The following is a 22,502-nucleotide window of genomic DNA, read 5'->3' on the forward strand; positions in this document are numbered from 1 at the left end:
AAGAGCGGCCCGTCATCATGACGGGCCGCTCTTTCCTTTTTTAATCGAAACTGAGCTTTACATAAACATGCGCTGCATTGCTTGCCAAAGCTGTTTCTTTCGTCCGGCATCGTATTCCAGCATACTGATTTCTCCGGCCCCCAGGAAGGCTGTGTCGCCGAAGAGTAGCACAGGCTCGTAGGGCTGGGTGGTGTACACGGCAACATCGAGCAGGTTTTTACCAAAAGCCAGAAACTGCTTGGCCGCCAGCGTCTGGCGGAGCGTGCAAAGGGCCACCGGATAAGAGGCGTGCTCTATATTCACCAACACTACATCTTCCACAATCAGCCGAATGGCTTTCAGGATGTTATTCAGAAAGACGTTGCGCGGCAGCTTCCGGAAGTCGTTTTCGGGCAGACGCACCAGAATAATTAGGCCGTTGGGGTTGCTGCCGAGCGTGGAAAAGGGGATATGTGCTACCGGCGACTGGGTTGGGGTGGGCTGCACGCGTCCGGCCGGCGCAGTTGCCGCGGCGGGTAGTTCCGCCAGCGTCAGCACCACAGGTTGCCGCTCGGGCACTGCCGCCGCAGGAGGTGGCGCAGTTGGTTGGAGAGGCATATTTGCCAACGAAGGCAGTTTGGCAGGCGCTACGGGGGGCTGAGGTATTGGCTCCGGTTTGGGCGTCGGCGCACTTGCACTTGCAGGGACTGAAGCTGCAATGGGAGCCGGCTGCACGGGCGGTGCTGGCACAACAGGAGCCGGCACCGCTGCTTGATTTGGTTCTGCGGCTGCCTCTGGCTGCATGGCCGGCGTAGCGCCCGCATTGGCCGGCTCGGGCACTACATAGAGCGAGACTCCATCGTAGAGGTTCTGAAAAAAGGCGAGGTCAGCGGCAGGATTCATAGCGCAGGCACAAAACAGCTAAGCAATACAGGAGGAAATAAGCCACCGTAGTGGCCTAGGCCTCTAGGCCAGATCGAAGAGGGCTTTCAGCTCGGTAGCTTCGTCGGGCTTCAAACGGCCAGCCAGCACCAGGCGCAGCTGCCGGCGGCGAAGAGCACCATCGTAAAGCTCCTGCTCAACGGGCGTCTCCGCTAAGGCATCCGGCACATCAATCGGGCGGCCCGACTGATCGACGGCCACAAAAGTGAAGAAGGCTTCGTTGGATTTCACCTTCGTGCCGCTAGGAATATCCTCGGCCCACACGTTGATGTGCACTTCCATGGAGGAGCTAAAGGCCCGCGTTACCTGCGCTTCCAGCGTCACGACACTGCCCAGCTTGATGCCTTCCCGGAACGATACGTTATCGACAGAGGCCGTGACCACGATGCGGTTGCTGTGGCGCTGCGCCGATACGGCGGCCGCAATATCCATCAGGTGCATCATGCGGCCGCCCATCAGGTTGTTGAGCGTATTGGTATCGTTGGGCAGCACCAGCTCGGTCATGCTCACGAAGGATTCTCTAACGGGCTTTTGTTTGCGCATTGGGCGGCGGAGTAGGGAGTAACAGTTGAAGCCGCAAAGATACAGACGAGTCGCCGTGTGCCGCAGGTTTTCCGCACAATGGCTATTACTGGGTTTTAATCAAGCTTTTGAGCTTTTCTTCAATTGGGCTTACCTCTGAAGCTGCATTCTTGGTATTCTCGGCCCAGAGCAGTTATTCCCTCCAGCCAGCCTGGCCTAGCAGAGGCACAAAACGGAATTCCTCGAATACTTCGCGGGAAAACTCCTCTTCGCTCTCCCGCACCACGCGCATCATGCGTTGGGTGTTTGCGTCGCCGACGGGAATGACCAGGGCGCCGCCAATACGGAGCTGGCGCAGCAAGGGGCGGGGCAGGGAAGGAGAGCCGGCCGTCACCAGAATTTTATCAAAGGGAGCGTGCTGGGGCAGGCCTAGCGAGCCGTCGCCGCAGAACAGGTGCGCTGAACGGTGCATTGCCGCAAGCCGCTTGCGGGTTCGCTCAAATAATACCGGCTGGTACTCAATGCTATATACGTGGGGCGTGAGCTCCAGCAGCACGCAGCATTGGTAGCCAGAGCCCGTCCCGATTTCCAAAACCTTTTCCTGAGGCGTCAGCTTCAGCAGCTCAGTCTGGTAGGCCACGGTGTACGGCTGCGAAATGGTCTGGCCTTCTCCAATCGGGAAGGCTTTATCCTGGTAGGCGTGCGCCTGGAAAGCAGGGTCGAAAAACAGATGGCGCGGCACGGTGCCAATAGCCGTCAGCACCCGCTCGTCGCGGATGCCTTTGCGCCGAAGCTCTTCTACAAGAGTGCGGCGGAGGCCACGGTGCCGATAGGTATCAGAGTGCATGAGCGTACGAAAGGTGGTAGGGGCCTTCTGCGCAAACTAGACCTGTCCGCGAAATGCGGCTAATCCCTACCTTTGCCAGGCTTTGAAACCGGCCCTTGTGGGCTTTCAAAGCCAGAATAAAGCACGAAACTACTGTTTCGCTTCCACAAAACCACCCTTTTTACCGGTCTGGCCGGTCTGCTCGTACCCCCTTGATTCGCACCTACCAAAAACTGAAGCTGATAGCCGCCGACTTTATAGCGGCCTTACTGGCATGGGTTTGTTTTTTTCTGGTGCGGAAGTTTCTGCTGCGCGAAATCACGGAAGGCTACCACTTCACCGAAGGCGCCTTGTTTTTCCTCTCCGGCTCGGCCCTGATGATTGCAACCTTTTGGACGATGCTGTATACGCTGATTGGCGAGTATCGGGACATCTTTCGCAAGTCGCGTTTGGGAGAAATCATCCGGCTGGGGCGAGTATCCTTCCTGGGAGCCGTCGTTATTTTCTTTGCGCTGCTGCTCGATGATGAAGGCGTGCAGAACTACCAGGCCTACTACAAAACGTTTCCGGCCTATTTCCTGATTCACTTTACCATTACGGCGGTTCTGCGCACTTGGGCCGTTTCCAGTATCCAACACCTCGTGCGCGGTGGCGTCATTACCTTCGATACGCTGCTGGTAGGCTCCAACGCCCTGGCCCGCGATACCTATCAGGAACTGCGCCGCACCGGGCGGCACCTGGGATTAAAGATTGTGGGCTTTGTACCCACGAACGACACCGTGGATGCTGAGCTGGCGGCCGAGCTACCGGCCCGCGGCACCTACCGGCGCCTGCCCGCCCTGATTCGGGCTATGCATATCGAACAGGTCATTATTGCCATCGAGCCCGCTGAGCATCGGCTTACGGAGGAAATTCTGGCGCTGTTGGAAGGCTCTCCAGCCCGGATTAGTATTCTGCCCGATTTGTACCAGATGCTGCTGGGCTCCGTGAAGGTAAGCCACGTGTTCGGGACGCCGCTTATTGAAATCAAGCAGGATCTGCTGCCCGTGTGGCAGCTCGTGCTGAAGCGTACCGTAGATGTAGTGGCCTCGGTGCTGTTTCTGCTGCTGGCCTGGCCCGGGTATGCCTTTACGGCCGTAATGGTGAAGCTCTCCTCGCCGGGGCCGGTGTTTTACTCGCAGGAGCGCATTGGGCGGCACGGGCACCCCTTCCGCATCTATAAGTTTCGCTCTATGTATGTAGACGCTGAGAAGCAGGGACCGGCCCTCAGCTCCGACCACGACCCGCGTATTACACCGTGGGGCCGCTTCATGCGCAAGGTCCGGTTGGATGAGCTGCCGCAGTTCTGGAACGTCATCAAGGGCGATATGAGCATAGTGGGCCCGCGGCCGGAGCGGCAGTTCTTCATCGACCAGATTATGCGCGTGGCGCCCCATTACCGCCACTTGCACCGTGTGCGGCCCGGCCTCACGAGCCTAGGCCAGGTAAAGTATGGCTACGCCGAAACGGTTGCGCAAATGGTAGAGCGCCTGAAATTCGACATCCTCTACATTGAAAACATGAGCCTGGCCATGGACTTTCGGGTGCTGCTCTACACGCTCAAAATCATTATTGAAGGACGTGGCAAGTAAGGCAGCCAGGTTCTAGGCCACTCCTCAATCATTTTCTTTCCTGAGTTGTTTAAAGCGGCTAAGCATCTCTTCACGCTCGGCCTCAGCACCTCAAAAAATCAACCGCATGTTTACCGGAATCATAGAAACCCTCGGCACTATTCAGGATGTGCGCCGCGAGGGCACTAATATCCATTTTACAGTGGAATCAGGCTTCGCGCAGGAGCTGAAGATTGACCAGAGCGTAGCCCATGATGGCGTGTGTCTAACAGTAGTAGCCGTGGATGGCCTAGCCAATACGCACGTAGTGACGGCCATTGATGAGACGCTGCAAAAGACCAACCTAAGCCAGTGGGTGCCGGGCCGGCGCGTGAACTTAGAGCGGTGCCTGGCTGCCAACGGCCGCTTCGATGGGCACATTGTGCAGGGCCACGTAGACCTGACGGCCATTTGCGAGTCAGTGGAGGACCAGAACGGCTCCTGGCTGTACCGCTTCCGCCACGAAGCTGGCCCCGGCCGCGTCACGGTGGAGAAGGGCTCCATCTGCATCAATGGCACCAGCCTGACCTGCTTCAATAGTACGGATGATGGTTTTTCGGTGGCCATCATTCCCTATACCTACGAACATACTACCTTCCAGGACCTGCGCCCCGGCGACCGGGTAAACCTGGAGTTTGACATCGTGGGGAAGTACGTAGCGAAGCTCCTCGGTAAATAATAGCAGAAGAATTAAGCCATGTTGCAATGGCAACATGCTGACTGGTAGCTGCGTAGCAGGGGGAGTAACCAATTCTCCCACGCCATGTCGAAACGCGAATTGATAGAGCCTACCGAAGGGGATAAGCGCTACGTGCGCCGCAATGCTGCCGGCCAGTTCACCAAGTCTGATGATTTGCACCTGTCACTGTCTCGTGATGATCGGAAAAACTCCAAGGTAACCAGCAAGCCCGGCCAAGGTGACCGGGGCGACGGCCATACCGGAAGCCGGTCCACAGCAGCCAAGAAATAACGAGTACTCGTTGGACGAGATAAAAAAAGGCCCTGGCATTTGCCAGGGCCTTTTTCGGGTATGAACAGTGAGCCGGGTAGGCCTACCGAAAAGCGTTAGACAATTGGCTCAACTGCTGCAGGTAGCGTAGGCCACCAATGTTCCGCCCCACGCCGATATAGCGCGGCGCAGCCCCAGGCAAGGGTGCTTCCTAGCAAGGCCCCGGCCAATACATCAGACGGGAAATGGGCGGCCAGGTACATGCGGCTGTAGCTTACTATAGCGGCCCAAATGAACAGCAGGACCTTCGCTACACGATATCGGCGCGGCAAGATCAGGCCTAGAAATACGGCCAGGGCAAACGCATTGGCCGCATGAGATGAAATAAACCCAAACTGCCCGCCGCAGCCATGCACTAAGTTAAGCGTCGCGGAGAGGTCGGGGTCGTGGCAGGGGCGGAGGCGGGCAAAGTACGGCTTGAAGAAACGGCTCGATACGCTGTCGGCCAGCGCTACGCTGAGGCCCAACAAAGGCAGCAGCAGGAAAGTGCGGCGCCGGTACAGGTAGCCCAGCGCCACAATGATGACGAAGTACGCCGGAAACCACACAAACCGCTCCGAGAAAAACACCATCCAGGTGTCGAGGGAGCGGGTGTGGAAGGAATTGGCGGCAACGAGTAGGCTGCGGTCGAGAGATTGGAGGTGTTCGATCAAGAGGAAACAGGCGGAGCAACAACCCAGTCGACGCCCTTGCGCAGCCACTGTTGGGTGCTGGCTTCGGGCGAGCCGGGCTCGGGTTGTAGGTTATAGTGCCACTCGCACTGCGGCGGCAGGCTCATCAGAATGCTTTCGGTGCGGCCTCCGGTTTCCAGCCCGAAGCGCGTGCCCCGGTCGATGGCCAGATTGAACTCGGCGTACCGGCCTCGGCGCACCAGTTGCCACTGCTTCTCGCGCTCGGTGTAGGCCTGTTCGGCGTTCAGGCGCATCAGGTGCGTGTAGGTGCGGCCATATACTTCTCCCACGGCGCGCACAAAGGCAAACAGGCTGTCGGCGTCGCCATCTTTACCAACCGTAAGGCGGTCGAAGAAAATGCCGCCCACACCACGGGTTTCTTGGCGGTGAGGAATGTAGAAGTACTCATCGGCCCACTGCTTAAAGCGCGGATAGTAGGCGTCGTCGAACTGGGCGCAGACTTCGGCAATTTGCTCATGAAACCAACGGGCCTGCTCTTCGTCCACATAAATCGGGGTAAGGTCTAGGCCACCTCCGAACCATGCTTCGCCGTTGCCGGCTTCGAAGTAGCGCACGTTCATATGCGAAATGGGGACGCGCGGGCTACGCGGGTGCTGCACCACCGATACGCCGGTAGCGAAATACGTAGGGTTGGGCATGAGCAGCACGCGGGCCGCCTGCTCGCTCATGGTGCCTTCTACGGCGGAGAAATTCACGCCGCCTTTCTCAATAACAGTACCGCCCGTAAGTACGCGGCTGCGGCCCCCGCCGCCACCGTGGTGCTGCCAGGCATCTTCCTGGAACTGGCCTAGGCCATCGGCCGCCTCAATCTGCTGGCAGAGCCAATCCTGAAATTGGCGCATCCAGGCCTCTACGCTGGCGCGGAACGTAGGCGCGGCCGGAGCAGCTGTAGGGAATGTGGTAAGGTTGGGAGCGGACATAGTGAGCATAACAGCAGGAGGTAAGTTTCGGGGCAAACTTCCGCCGGGAAATCCACCTATAACCTGACGAAAATCAGTTCCGACGCTGTTTTTAATCTTGCAAAGGTAAGGGTTTGGTGAGGTTTGGGAGAGAGTGGCCTAGAGTGGGGTAGTTGCTTTTAACCGCTAAACTCAATTATTCGTTTTTACCCAATAGATAAGAAACAGATAGTTGCATGCCACGGTTAGCATAAGACTTGGGACTACTGGGGCCATAAACCAGGGTTCCGGTAAATGAGGTAGGAGCCAGATTGACAAACCCCAAACTGTAAGTCCCCTGGAGAAGAATATGGGAATAGCAGTAGCCTAGGCCTGCTTGCACTCCTGCATCAACCCGACGAGAGTAGATGTAGTTGTCGAGCCCAGTTGCCACGACCGGAGGTTGCTTCTGGCTTGGCCGCACCTCTTTCTCATGGCTTAGAGATACGGCGCCATATACATCTCCATTAGGTTGCGGTTCTAATAATCTGTCATCATATTCCCATTTACCGTTCAGCAATAGGCACATATAGCCTCCGGCAAACACCTGAAATCCCTGGCCGGTGGCGTGTTGCGTGTAGACCACGTTTACCGGCAGGGTAAGGTAGTTGAGCCGGTAGGTTTCCTTGATCTGGTAGGAAGTACCGGTGGGTCGGCCCGCTGGCTGGTAGATTTCCTGCAGCTGAAAGCCTTTTTGCGCGTATAGTGCAGAAATCTGCAGGGCCCAATGCGCACGTTGGGCCTGCATTAGGCCACCCAGCTCAGCACCGAAAACGTAGCCGGGCACAAATTTATGTGTGTCGTAAGAAGTGTATGCCGAGGTGGTAGCCATGCCTCCTATGCGAGGACCAAATTTGAGAGTAGTTTGAGCGTGAGCCAAGCCACATGCTGCCCAGGCAATAGCTAGAGTAAAAGGATAACGCATGCTGCGAAACTACAGAACCTAAACTGATAGGCCACTCAATACTGATTAAACCACCAGCTCCTTCCGCAACAGCAGTAGCTCCAACTCCTGCTTCGGAATACCAAAGCGTGTATCCCGCGGAAACTCCACAGTTTCGCCAGTGCGCCGGAAGCCGTGGCGCTCATACCAGGCCAGTAGTTCGTGGCGGACGGAAATGACGGTAATAAGTAAACCGGAGTGGCCTAGGCCTCTGGCATGGGATTCGGCAGCGGCCATCAGCTGCTTACCGATGCCGTAGGCTTGGTGGGCCGGCGAAACTGAGAGCATGCCCAAGTATAAATCCGGCGCTTGGGCTTTCAGATACGCGCTGCCCAGCAGCTGGCCTTCCGTAGTGCGGGCGAGCAGAAACGTGGCTCCGGAGGCCGTGAGCAGGTCATGGAGGTCGTCGGCATCGGTGCGCTGGCCGTCGAGCAGGTGGGCTTCGGTGGTCCAGCCCTGGCGGGACGAGTCGCCGCGGTAGGCGCTATTGATGAGGGCCACCATTTCCGGAATATCGGCTTCGGTGGCAGCAGTTATAGTGAGCGAAGAAAGCATGGCGCGAAGGTAAGCGGCGCACCGATGCGGCAGAAAAATTATGTGCTTCCGGCTAATCCGCTGCCGTAGCGCATAGGGCCTTGCAGCGCGAGAACAAGTGGCCTAGCGCCTCCTGCTGACGTGGGCAGAACGGTTGGGCTGCTGCAGATGCCGGGCTGATGGCAACTCTTGTTCTTTGTCGCGCCCACATTCCCTGCGGAACCCGTAATTTCGCCCCATCACCCATCCACCCCGCATGTCAACCCAAACCACCCCGACGACGCTGGAAACTGAGTTTACTGCCCCGCTGCCCGCCCGCGCCATGCTGCAACGTGCTTACCGCCTCATGCGCACGGCCGCCGAGCTGGCTCGCTTATACGAAGAAAACAAGGCCGTAACGGCCAAATACGTGCACGCCACGGCCCGCGGCCACGAAGCCATTCAGCTGGCCGCCGCCTTCCACCTGCGCCCCACGGACTACGCCGCGCCTTACTACCGCGACGATGCCATGCTGCTGGGCTTCGGCCTGGAGCCCTATGAGCTGATGCTCCAGCTCATGGCCAAGCGCGACGACCCATTTTCGGGTGGCCGCACGTACTACAGCCATCCGTCGTTGCGGCGGGCTGGCTTCCCCGTCATTCCGCACCAAAGCTCCGCCACCGGCATGCAGGCCATTCCGGCTACCGGTATGGCCCACGGCATCAAGTATCTGGAAGGCCAGGGAATATTGCCATCGGCGGATGAACAGCCGGTGGTGTTGTGCTCTATCGGCGACGGCGCCATGACGGAGGGCGAAGTGGCCGAGGCCCTGCAAATGGCTGTGCTGCATCAGCTGCCTATTATCTATCTGGTGCAGGACAACGACTGGGGTATCTCGGCTACGGGCCGCGAAATGCGCGCCATGGATGCCTACGAGTTTGCCGCCGGCTTTAAAGGCCTGCACCGGCTCCAGTTTGATGGGGCCGATTTTCTGGCCAGCCACGCCGGCATGGAAGAAGCTTTCGACTACGCCCGCCGCACGCGCGGCCCGGTGCTGGTGCATGCCAAATGCCCGCTGCTAGGCCACCATACCAGCGGGGTGCGCCGCGAGTGGTACCGCGGCGACAACCTCGCCGAACATACCCTCAACGACCCGCTGCCGCGCTTTCATCAGCAACTGCTGGAGCTGGGCTACTCCGAAGAGGAACTGGAACAGCTAGGCCAGGAAGCCCGCGCTACCGTGGAGGCCGACTACCAGCGTGCCCTGGCTGCCCCCGCACCCGACCCGGCGACTTTCGCCGACCATGAGTTTGCTCCGCCTGCAGTTACAGCTGAAGCCGGAGAGCGTAGCCCCGCCGGTGCCGACAAGGCCCTGATGGTGGATGCCGCTCTGCACGCCGTAGACGATATTCTGCGAGAGTTTCCGGAGGCTCTGTTCTATGGCCAGGATGTGGGCGGCGAGCTGGGCGGCGTGTTCCGCGAGGCGGCGCTGCTGGCCAAAAAGTACGGCGACGCCCGCGTGTTCAATACCCCCATTCAGGAGGCCTACATTGTGGGCAGCACGGCCGGAATGAGTGCCGTGGGTGCCAAGGCCATCGTGGAGATTCAGTTTGCCGATTACATCTGGCCCGGCCTCAACCAGCTGGTGGAGGAACTGAGCAAATCCTGCTACCTCTCCAACGGCAAGTTTCCGGTGCAAAGCCTGATTCGGGTGCCGGTAGGGGCCTACGGGGGCGGTGGGCCGTATCATTCGGGCTCCATTGAAAGCACGCTGCTGACCATTCGGGGCATTAAGGTGGTATACCCCAGCAATGCCGCCGACATGAAAGGCCTGCTGCGCGCCGCCTTCCTCGACCCCAACCCGGTGGTGCTCCTGGAGCACAAAGGCCTATACTGGAGCAAAGTACCCGGCACCGAAGACGCTAAAACCACCGAACCGGCGGCGGGCTACGTCATTCCGCTCGGTAAAGCGGCTATTGCGCAAGAAGCCGACCCCGAAAAGCTGCGCAACGGCGAAACGTGCGTGGTCATCACCTACGGCATGGGGGTGCACTGGGCCAAAACCGCCAGCAAGCAGTTCCTAGGCCAGGTAGAAGTGCTTGACCTGCGCACCCTCAACCCCCTAGACTACGACTCGGTAGAAGCTGCCGTGCGCCGCCACGGCAAGGCCTTAGTGCTCACCGAAGAGCCGCTGATGAACTCCTTCGCCGAAAGCCTGGCCGGCCGCATTCAGCGCACCTGCTTCCGCCAGCTTGATGCGCCTGTGTTCACACTCGGCGCCGCTAACCTACCCGCTATTGCACTGAATGTGGAGCTGGAAAAGCAAATGCTTCCCAGCGCCGAGAAGGTAGGCGTGGTCCTGGCCGAGCTACTGGCCTACTAGAGGAAAGAGCAATGCATAAAAAAGTCCCCGACATGTTACATGTCGGGGACTTTTTTATGCATTGCTCTTTTTCATTAAAACGGGTACCCGATGCCTAGATTGAAAGCCGTCTGGTTTTCATTTAAGCTGATTTTTCGGATGGCCCACTTGTTACCCGGAGCGGTGGGATCATAGACTTTCGTGGCGACATCGAGGCGCAGAATCAGGAAGGTAAAATCGAATCGGAAACCAATGCCAGAACCCACCGCGAACTGCTTGTAAAACTGATTGAATTGGAACTGCGCTCCTGGCCTAGGATCATTTCGGATGCTCCAAACGTTGCCAAAATCAGTGAAAATAGCTCCTTTGATGAAGCTGTAAACAGGAAAGCGATACTCCACGTTGCCTTCCAGAATCAGCTCGCCCGGCTGTTCCAGGTCATAGTCGCGGATAGGCTGGCCGGTTTTCTCATCCAACCGCCGCGAACCATCACGGTTGAGCTTGTACTGCGTGTAAGAGCCCGTGCCCAGGCGGCGTGGCTTCCAGGCCCGGACACTGGAACTGCCGCCTGCAAACAAGTATTTATCGTACGGAATCAGGGAAGAAGTTGCGTCACTGATGACGTTCCCGCCTTCGCGATTATCCTTTGTTACAATGCGTGTAGTGCTGAGGGCTGTTGCTGCCCCGCCCGAAAGGCGGTACACGAAGTAGGAATCTGAAGTCAGCTTATGATACCGCCGGTAATCGACCGTGAACTTTGCAAAATCATAGATTTTGAGGCGGTTAGCCTTGGGTTCGTCGCGGTAGTTGGTTAATGGTTCTTTCTGAAATAACCCGCGCGTTATTCCCCCAACTTCTGCAAAAAGGCGCAGATATTTGGCGTCACGCGTTTCGTTGAAATCATTGGAGTTATATAGGGATGTGGCGTTGAAGCTCGGGACATAGAGATTATCGAAACTCCGATAGAGCGGAGAGCCCTGGTTGATCAGCAGCCGCTGCAAATAGTTGGAGAAGGCCGTGTCAATCGTAGCCGTCCGGATAATACTGATGTCAATAGGCGTAAGAACGTATTGATGGTAGGGGGTGCGCTGCCAGATGTAGTCGAAAGTGCCCTCCGCGTTTGTGCGTGAATATTCGGGCCGATTTACATAGGTGTAGGTGGCGTTGAAGCGGGTGCGCGGGTTGTATTGGGATAAGAACCGATTGGGGCGCCATGGCACTAAAAACTGAGGTAGCACGAGGTTGACGTTGCCACCCAACTGCGTGGTAAGAACGCTTTTCGGTACACCATCTACCTGGCCTACGGCGCTAAACTGCCCCTCAATACCAGCCCGTACACCAAATTCCAGCACCTCTGCGCCGCCAAACACATTGCGCACTTTGAGCCTTACATTACCAAAAGGCCCCACTTGCTGCGCTACCACCGTTCCCCCAAATTCGACTGTCTCCTGGTATTTCTTGGCTGGTGATGCATTGATGGTAGCATCCAGTAGGCCACTGGTGGAGTCGGTAGGGGCCTCTTCGCCGCGCACCCGCCGGTACGTGACGGTGCTGAAGCGGAACATATCCAGGTTGGAGAGCTGGCGCTGGGTGAGCTGGGTGTTCTGGAGGCTATAGGGCTCACCGGGCCGCACGGCCAGCTTATTATCGAGGGTGCGGGTACTGAACTTGTGCTGGTAGGCCAGGTAGTTTACCCCATTGCGCACCAGCGTATCGCGCTGCTGCCCGAAGCGCACCAGGCCCGCGTCGGTCAGGAAATTTACCCGCCGAACGGTGTAGAGGCGGTGGTGCTCGCCGCGCGTTGGTTTGCTGACGATGGTGCGCAGCCGCACCGTGGTAGGGGCAAAGCTGGTATCGGCCTCCAGGGTGATATACTGTGACCTGAAATCATAGAAACCTTGGTTTTTGAGCAGGTCTTCAATCCGACCGCGCTCATTGCCGATGGTTTCCTCATCATATTGGTCGCCGACGTGCAGCAGGCTTTGGGGCAAGCTCAGCAGCACCCGCCGGGCCACGGCGGTGTCCTGAATATCGTAGTCGAGCTGGCTGTAGTGGAAGGGCTCGTTTTCCTGTACGCGGTACACCACCGTGACGCGGCGCGGCTCCGTGTGGAAAGGACTGCGCAGCGTGAATATCCGGAAGGGCGAAAACAGCTTGGTAGGTACTATATCCGTAGCGGAAACGCCACTACGGAAAAACCCCTTCGACTTGAGAAAGGTCTCCATCTGGCCTACACTGGCCCTGGTAAGAGCCGAGTCGTAGATGACGGGCGCCTCCCCGAGGCGCATAATGGCGTTGCCCTTGTCCAGCGCCAGCTGGTGCCGCCGCACGTGCCGGTCGCGCTTGGTCAGCAGCTTGCCCACTTTAACGGAGTCGGTGCCGGCGGCCTGAATGAGCTGGGTGTAGTGGGTGCGGTCTTCCTCGAGTTTGCGCTGCAGCTTTTCTGGGTTATAGAATTTACGGCCTAGCTGATAGATTGCTAGCTTTGGCAGCGGAAACGTGCTGTTGGGCTTTTGCTGCGTGAGAGCCTGCAGGCGTTCCGGGTCGGCTTTATCAAGGCCTTCCACCTTCACGCGGCTGAGCAGGCGCTGGCCTGGCTGAAGCAGGCGCAGCGGCGAACAGCCCGCTAGGCCACTCAGCAGCAGCAGTCCACCCAAGGCAGACCGCGTTTTCTTTCCCGAAAAAAGCCCCGTAGTGGGGGCCTCGTTAAGCAGTGAATATGGTTTCAAAAGCAGTAGCGAAATACGTGCACGCGCTGCACCTGAAGAAGTATCGACTTCGGCACGACGCTTTCCTGGTGGAAGGCGGCAAAAGCGTACGAGAGTTGCTAAGTTCCGGACTTCTAACGGAACGGTTGATTGTTACGTCTGAATTTGCCGAGAAAATCCGGGAGGAGCTTCCCCAAGGAGTGCCCGTGGATATTGTCTCGGAAGACGAACTTACGAAACTCGGTACGCTAGCCAATAATAATACGGCGCTAGCCATTGCCCGTTTGCCCCAGGAAACGCCCCTGCAACCCGAGCCCGGAAGCTTACTGCTGGCCCTGGACCAGGTGCGCGACCCCGGCAACGTAGGCACCCTCATTCGGCTGGCCGACTGGTACGGCCTGGCCGGCGTCATCTGCTCCGACACCTGCGCTGACCCCTGGGCGCCCAAAACCGTAGCGGCTACCATGGGCTCCTTTACTAGAGTATCCATCTGGCAACGCGAACTGCCTACCTGGCTCCAAAGCCTTCCAGCAGAGCTGCCCATCTACGGCGCGGACTTGCACGGCGACAACGTACACCGCCTCACGCTACGCCCCACCGGCGTACTCATCATGGGTAGCGAATCGCACGGACTCACGCCGGAAGTGGAGGCTTGCCTCACGCAGCGTCTGCACATCCCCGGCCGCGGCCAGGCGGAGAGCCTGAATGTGGCCGTCTCGGCCGCTATTCTGCTGGATAATTTCTACCGCCATGAGTAAAGCAGTGGCCTAGAGATGGTACAGGCTGCCAGTAACACAACCGCCGGAAAAGAAACAGGCCTAGCAATCGTGCTAGGCCTGTTTCTTTTATTCGAACGCGCTGGGAAATTTAGTGTAGCAGCGTGATGCCAAAGCTCAGGGCCTGGGCCTGAGGGCCGCGGTTGTCCTTGAAGACATCGTTGAGGTTATACTTCATGAACAGATCCAGACCCCGGATGCCGATGTTGCCCTGCAGGCCATACTGGAAGTCGGAGAGGTTGTAGCTGCCGCGGTCTTTGTCTTTCCGGGTGCGGCCTTCTTCCTCATATTTCAGCTTGGTGTGAGAACCGAGGCGGTAGCCAGCAAACCCACCAGCGCCGATATGAAACCCATCGTGGTCGTTTTTACCTTTGAATTGCAGCGAGGCCATCAGGGGGATATTTAGAGTCGTCATGGTCAGCTTGCTCTTCTCCAGATTGCGAGCGTCGGCTACTATGGTGGTGACGTCATTATCGTCCACGAACCGGTAGTTTTTGTCGAGCATGAAGTTGTTGAAGGCCAGTTCCGGACCCGTGATGATATGGAAGGGCGACTCTTTGCTGCCTACCCGAATGTTGTAGTGGTAGTTCAGGCTCAGGTAGCGGGAGCCAACGGGGCGCAGGTCGGGGGCGTTTTCACCCACTCCCACTGATTTGTTCACCAGCGTATTCAGGCCCAAATCCACATCGAAGCTGGTGTGTACGGCGCGGTTGGCGCGCTCTTCCTGCTTGGCTTTGCGCTGCGCCTGCTTCACGGAGTCTGGCGTGGAGCTGATGCGCACCGATACGTGGTCGTCGTCCTTGCCATCCGCCTTGTCATATACTGTCACGCCAAACACGCGGCCCATTACCACATCGGTGCGGCTCATGGTTTTGGTGTTGGTTTTGCCGTCTTCGGAGCGCACCGTGATGCGGATTTGCTCGGGCACGTTCTTGCCAGGCTGGTCTTTGGCGGGGTAGAACTCCATCGTCACCTGATCGGACTTGGAGGTTTTGCCGGCGGCTTCGGCCTGCGTGATGTAGCCATCGAGCAGCAGGATCAGCGAGTCGAGCTTGTAGTTGCGCATCTCGCGCAGCTGGGCTTTGTTTTTCACGAACAGCGTCATGGTGGACTGGTTGGGCAGTTTCACGATGATGGTGTCGTCGAGGTGAGTGGCAGGCCTAGCGGAGGCCTGCAGGCGGCCGGGCAAGAGAAGTACCAGGGCCAGCAGAGCGAGGAGAGAGGATATACGTTTCATGACGTAAGGGAGAAAAAAGGCAGCGTTAGAGTTGGATAACTTTGGTAAGCGTGCGGTTGCCTAGGCGGGCCTCCACCGTTACCACTTCCGGCAGGCCGGCATCCGTCAGGCTCACTTTGTCGCCGCGCACCGCGTTGCGGGCCTGCTGCAGCAAGGCTCCCAGTCGTGGGCGGCGGCCATAGTCTGAAGCATCAGAAGTAGCCAACGCGGTAGCAACCGTGGAGGGGCGTACTTCTACTTCAATCGGGCCCATGGGTACTGACTTAGCCGCAGTTGCCAGGGCTAAGGTGTTGGTGGCGGGATCCACTTCTGCGGGCAGAGCTACTGCCACCGCACGCTGCTCCGGAGCAGTTGGGGCGGGCGTGGCAGGCGCTACAGCCTGGCGAGAAGGGGCGGCGGCCAGCATAGCTTTTTGAGGTTGAGCAGGCGTAGAGCGAGGGGCCTGGGAGTGGCCTAGGCCAGTGCGGCGGGTTTCTGCAGCGGGGGCCGGTTGTACACCCTCGGGCCGGGCGGCAGAAGCTTCTGAGATGGCCACCTCAGTGGGCGCCGCTTCATTCTGGGCTTCTGAGGTGGTAGATGGAGAAGGTGAAGCGGGGGTTGCCTGGGTTGCAGCAGATTTTTTTGCGGGGCTTTTCTTCGTTACCGAAGCTACCGCACCGGCTCCTAGGCCACTGGTAGGGCCTTGCTGCACCAGCAGCATCCAGGCGCCACCAAGCAGCGTGAGCAGGGCCACGGCTGCGGCGGCCAGCCACATGACGGGGCGCTTGCGCTTGGGCTGAATCTCGGCCTCTAGCTGGTTCCAGAGGTAAGCGGGCGGTGTGGGCGCGTGGCCCTCCAACCGGTCCCGAAACAGCTTATCAATATCTTCCGGTTGCATATACTTCTTTCGTTGAGGAGGTGGAGGAAGGGCGGGCTTCGGCGGCGGCCACCAAGAGGCGGCGTTGGAGCATGGCCCGGGCCTTACTAAGCTGCGACTTGCTGGTGCCTTCCGAAATACCGAGCAGTTCGCCGATTTCGGGGTGGGTAAAGCCTTCCAGCGCGTACAGGTTGAAAACCGTGCGGTAACCGGCGGGCAATTCGGCCAATACGGCCAGCATGTCATCGGCGTTGAGCTGGCTTTCGGCGGTGGCGGCGGTAGCCGGCACATCGTAGGTCAAATCGTCGATGGCCATGTGCAGCGGCTCTTTGCGGCGCAACAGGCCTAGCGCCTCGTTCACCATAATCCGCCGGATCCAGCCTTCAAACGAGCCTTCGTGGCGGTACTGGTCCAGGGCCCGGAATACTTTGGTGAAGCCCACAATCAGGGCTTCCTCAGCGTCTTCTCGGCGCCGCAGGTAGCGCATGCACACCGACAGCATCAGGCCCGCGAACCGCTCATAGAGCAGCTTCTGGGCGCGGCTGCTGCCTTGACGGCAGGCGGCTATGAGGTCAGCATCAGTCACGGAAGCAGGAGTAAAGTTCGCGTCAGGAGCAAGTCGTTTGGTGGGCTAGATGCAACCTGTTGGGGTGTGGTTGCCTCGGTCCAGGAAAAAAGTATTCGCTATTCAAACATTTCCTGGTGCAATGAAAGAAAGTAGCTGAAAATCTAACAGATAGCTTTCTGAATCAATCAATAAAAAATGGTCAGCCACCAGCTCAACATAGTTGGACTGATGGCTGACCAGTAGGTTGTAACCATCCTGAAAAGCGGAAGCGCGGCGGGCTACAGTGTGGTAGAGATGGTAGCCGTGCGCAAACCGGCGCTGTTGGGAGCCGTGATGCCGGAAATGACCACGTTGTTTTTCACCACGCCGTCTACCTTAATAGTGGCCTCGATAGAGCCAGATAGGGTAGTGCCGGGCCGGGCAACTACCGGATAGAACTGTACCTGAGCCGTAAAGGTGGTGCCGGCGGGTACTGGCCTTTCATCATGGACAAAGGAATCGGAACCCGTCCGGATACTCTTTGAATAGACGGTGGTGAGACTCTGGTTGGTTTGCTTTTGCACCAGCATATGGGCTTCGTAGTCGCTAGAAGCATTTTTAGTCTGAATCGAGACAGATACTTTATGCTTGGGCACTACCTCTCCGGTTTTCTTTTCGCAGCCGGCCAGCGCTAATAACCCCACCAATAGCAGTAGAAGATTTTTCATGAGTACACGGAGTAGTTGTAGATTAATAGGAGGCTGAGTGGTGGGCTGAGCGCCCGCGAGTATGCCTTGATAGAGCTGTAATTATAGCGAAAAGGATATGCATAAAAAAGCCGCCAAAGACTAGAAACAGTGGTGCGTTTCTAACCTCTGGCGGCTGTAATTGGCGGCCGTTCTTAGTACTGGCCTACGCTCAGCATCACCAGGGTGCAGGCTTCTTCCGTTTGAATGCCGCGTTGCTGGGCCAATTCCTCCAGTTCCGGGTTTTCGGTGCCGGGGTTGAAGATGATGCGCTTGGGGTTTAAGTCTAGAATGTAGTCGTACCAGCCCGGTTGGTTTTGCGGGCCTACGTACAGCGTCACGGTATCCACGCCCTCTGATTGCGGGCGGTCGGTATGGATATCCAGGCCGGCCACTTGGCCCTTCCTGATGCCCACGGGCACTACTTCGTGGCCGTTTCTTTTAAGCTGATGGACAGCGCGGTAGGCGTACCGGTTAGGATTGTCGCTGGCGCCGAGAACGAGAGTCTTTTTCATAACTAAGGAAAGTAGCCGTCATCTGTCGTCAATGTTCAGACAACGGGTGGTGTACTCCTTTAACGATTATTTCGAGCTGATGGCTGCCAATACTGCCTCAGCGCACCGTTCCCCATCCATGGCCGCCGAAACAATGCCGCCGGCATAGCCCGCCCCTTCACCGCAGGGAAACAGCCCACGCACCTCGGGGTGCTGCAGCGTATCCCGGTCGCGCGGAATACGGACGGGAGAGGAGGTGCGGCTTTCCACGCCCACAATCTGGGCGGCATTGGTGGCGTAGCCCGGAATCTTCTGCCCGAAATTCTTGAATCCTTGTCGCAGCCGCTCCGCTAGGCCACTGCCAAGCACGTCTTCCATCTGCACCGATACCAGGCCCGGCTGATAGCTGGTTTCCAGCAGCTCCGAGGAGACTTTGCCTTTCAGGAAGTCGCCGAGGCGCTGGGCGGGCGCAAGCTGGGTATTGCCGGCCAGCTGGCAGGCGCGCTGCTCAATTTCCTGCTGCAGCCGCAGGCCCGCCAGGGCGCCGTGCTGGCGCACGTCCATGTCCTCCAGCTCAATGGCCGTCACGATACCGGAGTTGGCGAAACGGGAGTCGCGGCGGCTGGGGCTCATGCCGTTCACTACTACTTCGCCGGGCGCCGTGGCCGAGGGCACAATGAAGCCACCGGGGCACATGCAGAACGAAAACACGCCCCGCTGCTTGTTCTGCCACTGGGTTTGGTGCACCAGCGCATACGACGCCGCGGGCAGCGCCCCGCGTTCCTGGCGGCGGTACTGGGCTTGGTCAATAAGCTGCTGCTGATGCTCAACGCGCACACCCAAGGCAAAGGGTTTGGCCTCAATCAGTACGCCGCGGCGGTGCAGCAGCTCATATATATCGCGGGCGGAGTGGCCAGTGGCCAGAATCACGGCATCGGCCTCTAGGGCTTCACCGCTGGCCGTAACTACGCCACGCAGGTGGTTTTGCTCCAGAATGAGGTCCGTGACGCGGGTTTCAAACCGCACTTCGCCGCCCGCCTCCCGGATGGTTTCGCGCAGGGCCTGCACCACGGAGGGCAACTTGTTGGTGCCGATGTGGGGGTGGGCATCGACGAGAATATCTGGGGTAGCGCCGTGCTGCACCAGAATCCGCAGAATGCGGCCCACGTCGCCGCGCTTGGTGGCGCGGGTGTAGAGCTTGCCGTCGGAGTAGGTGCCGGCGCCGCCTTCGCCAAAGCAGTAATTCGAGTCAGAATCCACTACGTGGTCCTTGTTGAGCGCGGCCAGGTCGCGGCGGCGGGTGCGCACATCTTTGCCGCGCTCCAGCACAATGGGTTTTATGCCCAGCTCAATGGCACGCAGAGCTGCAAACAGGCCCGCCGAACCGGCTCCTACAATGATGACGGAGCGCTTCGACTGGCCTACGCCGGGGTACTTGAACCACGGCCCAAACAGGTCAGTTGGCGGCGCCGTTTCATAAATATCGGCGCGCAGGCGAACCAGGGGCTGCCGGCCGCGCGCATCAATGGAACGCTTGCGCAGGTGCACAAAATCGGCCTGGCCGGGCACCAACCCAGCGGCGTCGAGTAGGGCGCGGTAGCGCGCCATTTCATCGTAGGCCACTTCCGGCGGAAGCAGGACCTCGATTTCTTGAGGAGTAGGCATAAGAAAGGTGAAAGGGAGTTAGCCTTTGAACCAAAGGAAAAAAGCAGCTGCAAAAATACGAAAAAGGTGGCCTAGAGTGTGTGATCGGCCGGGGTTTATGCCGGAAACAAGGCCAGTAATTAGAATGCTCCGGGGCGTCGTCCTGCTGAGTTGGTCGGGGCATCACGCTCGAATCATCGATAAGCGCTACAACATTAGCACGCCAGATGCTTCGGCAAGCTTCGCAGGACGCGCTGATGGTAGTGGTGCCAGACCACTTTGTTCATAATCAGCAAACTGCCCTGCCACTCGCCAGAAGCATTGCCAGATAGGCAACACAGGGGGCGGGCGGCAGGGCAGGAGCCTAACCAAACTGGCCTAGCGGCCGATTCAGTCTTGACTGGTAGTGGTTTTCCGGGGCCAGAACTTCTCCATCGACTGATTGAAATGCTCCAACACTTGGCTGCGTACTTCGCCGGAAGGGTTGCGCAGCAGCCGTCCTAGCAAGTGACGGTACATTTCGGTGGTGACTTCCAGGCCCTTGGCGCTGACCAATCCGTGATGTAGCAGGTCGCAGTTGGCGGCGACAGAGTTGGATATGGAGTCGGTAAGCTCTTCACGAGCTTTGTCGGCCTCTTGAAAGGATTGTTCCAAACGGGCTTTCTGATTAGCAATGGGCTGCTCCATTTTCAACTGAGAGGAGAAATCAGGTGATTAATAGTGGCTCTAACCCGTCTGTAGTCCAGAAAGGTTCAGTTTATCTTAAGATTCCAATATAGTTTTGGATAAGAAAGCTGGCGCCGCGCCATAAGCTCCTGACTACTCAGAAGATACCATCTTCCCAAAAATGAAGCATCAACTCTGGCCCAGGATGGAAACCGGACGTTTCTGATCATCAATGGCCACGAAGGTGAACAGGCCCGAAACGGCCTTGATTCGCTCTTCAGAGTACATCTGCTCCACAAATAGCTCTACGCGGACTTGCAGGCTGGTGTTACCTACGCGGGCCACACGCCCAATCAGTTCCACCAGAGTGCCGCCCGGAATGGGATGCGTAAAATCGACTTTATCGGAGGATACCGTCACCATTTTGAGGCGGCTGAACCGGGTAGCCGTAATAAAGGCTACCTCATCCATCATATGGAGCGTGGTGCCGCCAAACAGCGTATCGTAGTGGTTGGTGGTATTTGGGAAAACGGCTTTGAAAATGCGGGTTTCCGCGCGGCTGATTTTTTCGTCGAGAGCTGACATGAAGTTGGGAAATATATAGGGGGAATACCCTTTGCCGGCGGTTTCCGCGGCTCCCAACGCCTCCTAATCATTGCCGGAATGCCCGCAGCCGTACGCGCTCACCTGCCCGCGCTTGCCCGTAGGCCAGAACAGTGGAGGAGGGCAGAAGCCCGCAGCAGCACCCAACAAGGACCCGATTCGCGCAGGAGCCTCATCATAAAGAGCGGCGGGCAGGTCTCCTGACTTGTAACATGCTTTCCGCCCTTCTCACCCGCGTTGGCAGGCAATGGGCTGTGGCTGGAAAGCACTGACGATTGGTTACTTACAGTAGCGCGTCTGTCCGGGAGTTGCACCCGGTTCCCTTTTCATTCCGGCCGAAGCCATAAACCTGCCGCTCGTCTGACTGGAAAAACAGACAAAGAACTGGCCCAAAGGTAGCAGAACCCGCCAATTGGACGCGGGCCGGATGACCTAGGGCAAGTTTCCGATGGCTTCCGCTATTTTGCGGCCGTTCCTTTTTCTTCCGCTACTGGCCTATGGCTCTTCCTGCTGCTTCTCTTGCGCCGCGAACAATGGCCTCCCGCATCCGCTCCATCTTCAGCGGCTCGGTGGGCAACCTGGTAGAGTGGTACGATTGGTACGTGTACTCGGCATTTGCGCTGTATTTCGCGCCAGCGTTCTTCCCCAAAGGCGACCTGACGGCTCAGCTGCTCAACTCGGCCGCCATCTTTGCGGTGGGCTTTCTGATGCGGCCTCTGGGCGGCTGGCTGATGGGTATTTACGCCGACCGCCACGGCCGCAAAGCCGCGCTGCTGCTCTCGGTGCTGCTGATGTGCGGTGGCTCTCTGCTCATCGCCCTTACGCCCGGTTATAGCCAGATTGGGGTGGCGGCCCCCATACTGCTGGTGCTGGCGCGGCTGCTGCAGGGCCTGAGCGTAGGCGGCGAGTACGGCACCTCGGCCACGTACCTGAGCGAAATGGCCGACCAGCGCAACCGCGGCTTCTTCTCCAGTTTTCAGTACGTCACGCTTATTGCCGGGCAGCTGCTGGCGCTGCTGGTGCAGCTTGGTCTCCAGAAAGTGCTTAGCCCGGGAGAGCTGTATGCCTGGGGCTGGCGCGTACCGTTTGCCCTCGGGGCCGTGGCGGCGCTGGTGGCGCTGTACCTGCGCCGCACCATGGAAGAAACCGACGCTTTCACCCACCAGACCACCACGGCCACTGACCCGGAAGCCGCCGCGCAACCCAGTAAGCTGAAGGTGCTGCTGCGCTACCCGCGCGAGGTCTTGACGGTGGTGGGCCTTACGCTGGGCGGTACGGTGGTATTCTACACGTTTACTACCTATGTGCAGAAGTTTCTGGTGAACACAGCCGGTTTCAGCAAGGCCGATGCCACGTTGGTTTCCTTTGGGGCGCTGGGCGTGGCCATGCTGCTTCAGCCCGTGCTGGGCGCCATTTCCGACCGGGTGGGCCGGCGGCCGGTGCTGCTTTTTTTTGGGGTGGGCTCTACGCTGGGCACCTACCCGCTGCTCACGGCGCTAGGCCACTCCAGCGGGCCTGGCGCGGCCTTCTGGCTGCTGGTGCTGGCCTTGTGTATCGTGAGTGGCTACACCTCCATTAATGCCGTGGTGAAGGCCGAGCTGTTCCCGACGGAAATCAGGGCGCTGGGCGTAGGCCTGCCGTATGCTCTCACGGTGGCCATCTTCGGAGGAACCGCCGAATACGTGGCCTTGCTGGCCAAAGACAACGGCGTGGAAACCTGGTTTTACTGGTACGTAACGGCCTGCGCCGCCATCTCCCTGCTGGTGTACCTGCGCATGGGCGACACCCGCGACACCTCCCGCATGCGCGATGACCAGTAACCGGCAAGTGGCCTAGCGTAGCTCAGCAGG

The 22,502-nt window shown here is 58.4% G+C and carries 22 protein-coding genes and 1 riboswitch; of the genes, 6 read left to right on the top strand and 16 right to left on the bottom strand.

What is annotated here, in order from left to right; genetic code table 11:
* Positions 1-57 precede the first annotated feature (57 nt).
* From CFT68_RS03615 to CFT68_RS03625, 3 genes are all read right to left on the bottom strand, one after another.
* The gene (locus CFT68_RS03615; protein WP_088842054.1) at positions 58-882 is read right to left on the bottom strand and encodes a hypothetical protein; all 825 of its coding nucleotides are present in this window, start codon (positions 880-882) and stop codon (positions 58-60) included.
* A gap of 63 nt (positions 883-945) precedes the next feature.
* Positions 946-1,464, bottom strand: a complete 519-nt coding sequence (locus CFT68_RS03620; RefSeq protein WP_088842055.1) for an acyl-CoA thioesterase — start codon at positions 1,462-1,464, stop codon at positions 946-948.
* 172 nt (positions 1,465-1,636) lie between these two features.
* Entirely contained in the window at positions 1,637-2,290 is a 654-nt protein-coding gene (locus CFT68_RS03625; protein ID WP_088842056.1) for a protein-L-isoaspartate(D-aspartate) O-methyltransferase, read from the bottom strand.
* Between the two features lie 191 nt (positions 2,291-2,481).
* On the opposite strand from CFT68_RS03625, the gene CFT68_RS03630 reads away from it, so the two are divergent.
* The 3 genes from CFT68_RS03630 (at position 2,482) to CFT68_RS03640 (ending at position 4,888) form a co-directional block, all read left to right on the top strand.
* On the top strand, positions 2,482-3,900 hold the full coding sequence (locus CFT68_RS03630; protein ID WP_245815267.1) for a sugar transferase: 1,419 nt from the start codon (positions 2,482-2,484) through the stop codon (positions 3,898-3,900).
* Positions 3,901-4,006: 106 nt separating this feature from the next.
* Entirely contained in the window at positions 4,007-4,597 is a 591-nt protein-coding gene (locus CFT68_RS03635; RefSeq protein WP_088842057.1) for a riboflavin synthase, read from the top strand.
* Positions 4,598-4,681: 84 nt separating this feature from the next.
* Positions 4,682-4,888 carry a hypothetical protein gene (locus CFT68_RS03640; protein ID WP_088842058.1) on the top strand — a complete coding sequence of 69 codons (207 nt, stop codon included), beginning with the start codon at positions 4,682-4,684 and terminating at the stop codon, positions 4,886-4,888.
* A 95-nt stretch (positions 4,889-4,983) separates the two neighbouring features.
* On the opposite strand, the gene CFT68_RS03645 is transcribed toward CFT68_RS03640, so the two are convergent.
* From CFT68_RS03645 to CFT68_RS03660, 4 genes are all read right to left on the bottom strand, one after another.
* On the bottom strand, positions 4,984-5,580 hold the full coding sequence (locus CFT68_RS03645) for a phosphatase PAP2 family protein (protein WP_088842059.1): 597 nt from the start codon (positions 5,578-5,580) through the stop codon (positions 4,984-4,986).
* Positions 5,577-6,539: an oxygen-dependent coproporphyrinogen oxidase gene (gene hemF, locus CFT68_RS03650; RefSeq protein WP_088843657.1), complete on the bottom strand. Its 963-nt coding sequence runs from the start codon at positions 6,537-6,539 to the stop codon at positions 5,577-5,579. Before hemF ends, CFT68_RS03645 begins: the two co-directional genes overlap by 4 nt.
* Before the next feature lie 175 nt (positions 6,540-6,714).
* Positions 6,715-7,482, bottom strand: a complete 768-nt coding sequence (locus CFT68_RS03655) for an outer membrane beta-barrel protein (protein WP_088842060.1) — start codon at positions 7,480-7,482, stop codon at positions 6,715-6,717.
* Between the two features lie 45 nt (positions 7,483-7,527).
* Positions 7,528-8,055: a GNAT family N-acetyltransferase gene (locus CFT68_RS03660; protein ID WP_088842061.1), complete on the bottom strand. Its 528-nt coding sequence runs from the start codon at positions 8,053-8,055 to the stop codon at positions 7,528-7,530.
* Positions 8,056-8,290: 235 nt separating this feature from the next.
* Here CFT68_RS03660 and CFT68_RS03665 point away from each other — a divergent pair, with 235 nt between their 5' ends.
* Entirely contained in the window at positions 8,291-10,396 is a 2,106-nt protein-coding gene (locus tag CFT68_RS03665; protein WP_088842062.1) for an alpha-ketoacid dehydrogenase subunit alpha/beta, read from the top strand.
* Between the two features lie 74 nt (positions 10,397-10,470).
* On the opposite strand, the gene tamL is transcribed toward CFT68_RS03665, so the two are convergent.
* Positions 10,471-13,104: a translocation and assembly module lipoprotein TamL gene (gene tamL, locus CFT68_RS03670; protein ID WP_170934688.1), complete on the bottom strand. Its 2,634-nt coding sequence runs from the start codon at positions 13,102-13,104 to the stop codon at positions 10,471-10,473.
* Here tamL and CFT68_RS03675 point away from each other — a divergent pair.
* A complete protein-coding gene (locus tag CFT68_RS03675; RefSeq protein WP_088843658.1) occupies positions 13,095-13,841 on the top strand; it encodes a TrmH family RNA methyltransferase in 747 nt (248 codons plus the stop codon). The two genes, tamL and CFT68_RS03675, sit on opposite strands and share 10 nt — an antisense overlap.
* Positions 13,842-13,950: 109 nt before the next feature.
* On the opposite strand, the gene CFT68_RS03680 is transcribed toward CFT68_RS03675, so the two are convergent.
* From CFT68_RS03680 to CFT68_RS03715, 8 genes are all read right to left on the bottom strand, one after another.
* Positions 13,951-15,096 (bottom strand): porin family protein, encoded by a 1,146-nt coding sequence (locus CFT68_RS03680; RefSeq protein ID WP_088842064.1) that lies wholly within the window; start codon positions 15,094-15,096, stop codon positions 13,951-13,953.
* A gap of 25 nt (positions 15,097-15,121) precedes the next feature.
* Positions 15,122-15,973, bottom strand: coding sequence for a hypothetical protein (locus CFT68_RS03685; protein ID WP_088842065.1), 852 nt, complete (start codon positions 15,971-15,973; stop codon positions 15,122-15,124).
* Complete coding sequence (locus CFT68_RS03690; protein ID WP_088842066.1) at positions 15,954-16,538, bottom strand: RNA polymerase sigma factor; 585 nt, start codon at positions 16,536-16,538, stop codon at positions 15,954-15,956. The genes CFT68_RS03685 and CFT68_RS03690 overlap by 20 nt, the downstream gene beginning before the upstream one ends.
* A 260-nt stretch (positions 16,539-16,798) precedes the next feature.
* Positions 16,799-17,227, bottom strand: coding sequence for a hypothetical protein (locus CFT68_RS03695; protein ID WP_088842067.1), 429 nt, complete (start codon positions 17,225-17,227; stop codon positions 16,799-16,801).
* Between the two features lie 173 nt (positions 17,228-17,400).
* The gene (locus CFT68_RS03700; RefSeq protein WP_088842068.1) at positions 17,401-17,760 is read right to left on the bottom strand and encodes a CoA-binding protein; all 360 of its coding nucleotides are present in this window, start codon (positions 17,758-17,760) and stop codon (positions 17,401-17,403) included.
* A gap of 66 nt (positions 17,761-17,826) precedes the next feature.
* Positions 17,827-19,404: an NAD(P)/FAD-dependent oxidoreductase gene (locus CFT68_RS03705; RefSeq protein WP_088842069.1), complete on the bottom strand. Its 1,578-nt coding sequence runs from the start codon at positions 19,402-19,404 to the stop codon at positions 17,827-17,829.
* A gap of 369 nt (positions 19,405-19,773) precedes the next feature.
* Positions 19,774-20,070: a hypothetical protein gene (locus CFT68_RS03710; RefSeq protein WP_088842070.1), complete on the bottom strand. Its 297-nt coding sequence runs from the start codon at positions 20,068-20,070 to the stop codon at positions 19,774-19,776.
* Positions 20,071-20,238: 168 nt separating this feature from the next.
* Positions 20,239-20,634, bottom strand: coding sequence for an acyl-CoA thioesterase (locus CFT68_RS03715; protein ID WP_088842071.1), 396 nt, complete (start codon positions 20,632-20,634; stop codon positions 20,239-20,241).
* Between the two features lie 191 nt (positions 20,635-20,825).
* Positions 20,826-21,020: riboswitch (cobalamin riboswitch) on the bottom strand.
* A gap of 129 nt (positions 21,021-21,149) precedes the next feature.
* Between CFT68_RS03715 and CFT68_RS03720 the strand changes: the two genes are divergently transcribed.
* The gene (locus tag CFT68_RS03720) at positions 21,150-22,472 is read left to right on the top strand and encodes an MFS transporter (protein ID WP_088842072.1); all 1,323 of its coding nucleotides are present in this window, start codon (positions 21,150-21,152) and stop codon (positions 22,470-22,472) included.
* The last annotated feature ends 30 nt before the right edge of the window (positions 22,473-22,502 follow it).

It is taken from the genome of Hymenobacter gelipurpurascens (assembly GCF_900187375.1).
GTDB classification, from domain to species: domain Bacteria; phylum Bacteroidota; class Bacteroidia; order Cytophagales; family Hymenobacteraceae; genus Hymenobacter; species Hymenobacter gelipurpurascens.